The organism is Streptomyces amakusaensis, from assembly GCF_039532665.1.
GTDB classification, from domain to species: domain Bacteria; phylum Actinomycetota; class Actinomycetes; order Streptomycetales; family Streptomycetaceae; genus Streptomyces; species Streptomyces amakusaensis.
In genome coordinates, this window is sequence record NZ_BAAASB010000060.1 from 1 (window position 1) to 2,436 (window position 2,436).

Genomic DNA, 2,436 nt, shown 5'->3' on the forward strand with positions numbered 1-2,436 from the left:
ATGCCCTCACCGGACACTCCATCGGCGAAATCACCGCCGCACACATCGCTGGGGTGCTGTCCCTCGAAGACGCCTGCACCCTCGTATCAGCACGCGGACGGCTGATGCAGGCACTCCCCACCGGCGGGGCCATGATCGCCGTCCAGACAACCGAGGAGGCAGTCCTCCCGCTCCTCGCGGGACGGGAAGCAACCGTCGGGATCGCCGCCATCAACGGACCCGACTCCCTCGTCATCGCCGGAACCGAAACCGACACCCTCGACATCGCGCAGTCCCTCGGAGTGAAGTTCAAGCGGCTCCCCGTCAGCCACGCCTTCCACTCACCCCTCATGGAACCCATCCTCAACGACTTCCGGGAGATCGTCTCGGGACTCACCTTCCGCACCCCCCGGATCCCCATCGTCTCCACCGTCACCGGCAAACTCACAGCACCGGATGAACTGCGCTCCGTGGACTACTGGGTCGAACACGTCCGCCGACCCGTCCGCTTCACCGACGCCATCCACACCCTGACGGAACAGGGCATCGACAACCTCCTCGAACTCGGACCCGACGCCACCCTCTCCGCCCTCACCAACGGCACACCCACCCTCCGCAAAAACCGACCCGAAGCACAGCAGCTCATCACCGCCCTCGCCCACCTCCACGTCAACGGCACCACCATCGACTGGACCACCTACTACCAAAACACCGAAACCCACCCCATCCAGCTCCCCACCTACGCCTTCCAGCGTGAGCGTTACTGGCTGGACGACACGCCGACCGTGCCTCGGGCCAGTACCGGGGGCGCGTCGACCGTACTCGCGCAGCAGCTCCACGGGCTGAGTGCCGACGAGCGGGCGCGCGTGGTGAGCGAGCTTGTGTCCGCGCATGTGGCGACGGTGCTCGGGGACGCCGGTGAGGCGGTGGAGGCACGCCGGCCGTTCAAGGATCTGGGATTCGACTCCTTCATGTCGGTCGAGCTGCGCAACAGCCTCGCGGGCGCGACGGGGCTTCGGCTCTCCTCCGGACTGCTCTTCGACTATCCGACCCCCCAGTCCCTGGCCGAGCACATCCTCTCCGAGACGGAGGGGTCGACCCTTGAGACAGCAGGTACAGGTCTCGTCCCGACGTCCTTCGCCGCCGACGAGCCGATCGCGATCGTCGGCATGGGCTGTCGCTTCCCGGGCGGTGTCGGCTCGCCCGAGGATCTGTGGCGTCTGGTCTCCGGAGGCGGCGACGCGATCTCCGGCTTCCCCACCGACCGTGGCTGGGACCTGGAGGCGCTGTACAGCGCCGACCCGGAGCGGTCGGGCACCACGTACACCCGTGCGGGCGGCTTTCTGCACGATGCCGGGGCCTTCGACGCGGACTTCTTCGGGATCTCGCCGCGCGAGGCCCTGGGCATGGATCCGCAGCAGCGGCTGCTGCTCGAAACGGCGTGGGAGACCTTCGAACGCGCGGGCATCGATCCCGAACAGGTACGAGGCAGCCACACCGGTGTGTTCGTGGGAGCGACCGTCCAGGACTACGGCCCCCGTATGCACGACGCTCCGGACGGTGTCGAGGGCCATCTGCTGACGGGCGGGACGCCCAGCGTCATGTCGGGCCGCATCGCCTACTCCTTCGGGCTGCTGGGCCCAGCCATGACCGTGGACACGGCGTGCTCGTCCTCGCTGGTCGCCCTGCATCTCGCCGCGCAGGCCCTGCGCTCGGGCGAATGCTCCATGGCCCTCGCGGGCGGTGTGGCCGTGATGTCGACGCCTGGCATGTTCTTGGAGTTCAGCCGCCAGCGCGGGCTGTCCACCGACGGCCGCTGCAAGGCGTTCTCCGCCGACGCGGACGGTACCGGGTGGGCGGAGGGTGTGGGCATGCTGCTGGTCGAGCGTCTCTCCGACGCCCGGCGCAACGGCCACCAGGTACTCGCCGTGCTGCGGGGGTCGGCCGTCAACCAGGACGGCGCGTCCAACGGACTCACCGCCCCCAACGGCCCCTCCCAGCAGCGCGTCATCCGCCAGGCGCTCGCCGGTGCTCGTCTGAACCCCGCCGATGTCGACGTGGTCGAGGCCCACGGCACGGGCACCCGCCTGGGCGACCCGATCGAGGCCGAAGCCCTGCTCGCCACCTACGGACAGGAACGGCCGGAAGACCGGCCCCTTCTCCTCGGGTCCGTGAAGTCCAACATCGGCCACACGCAGGCCGCCGCCGGTGTCGCAGGCGTGATCAAGATGGTCGAGGGGATGCGCCACGGGATCGTGCCCGCGACCCTGCACGCCGACGAGCCGTCACCGCTGATCGACTGGTCGGCCGGTGAGGTCGAGCTGGCCTCGGAGGCCCGGGACTGGCCGGAGACCGGCCGCGCCCGCAGGGCCGCCGTCTCCTCCTTCGGGATCAGCGGGACGAACGCGCATGTGGTGCTGGAGCAGGCACCGGAGACGGAAGAGCCGTCGGCCGAGG

The 2,436-nt window shown here is 69.4% G+C and carries 1 protein-coding gene; it reads left to right on the forward strand.

Going from position 1 to position 2,436, the window contains the following annotated elements:
• Nucleotides 1-2,436 (forward strand): beta-ketoacyl synthase N-terminal-like domain-containing protein (locus tag ABD371_RS35600; protein ID WP_344486882.1); only part of this gene is annotated, 2,436 nt, incomplete at both ends.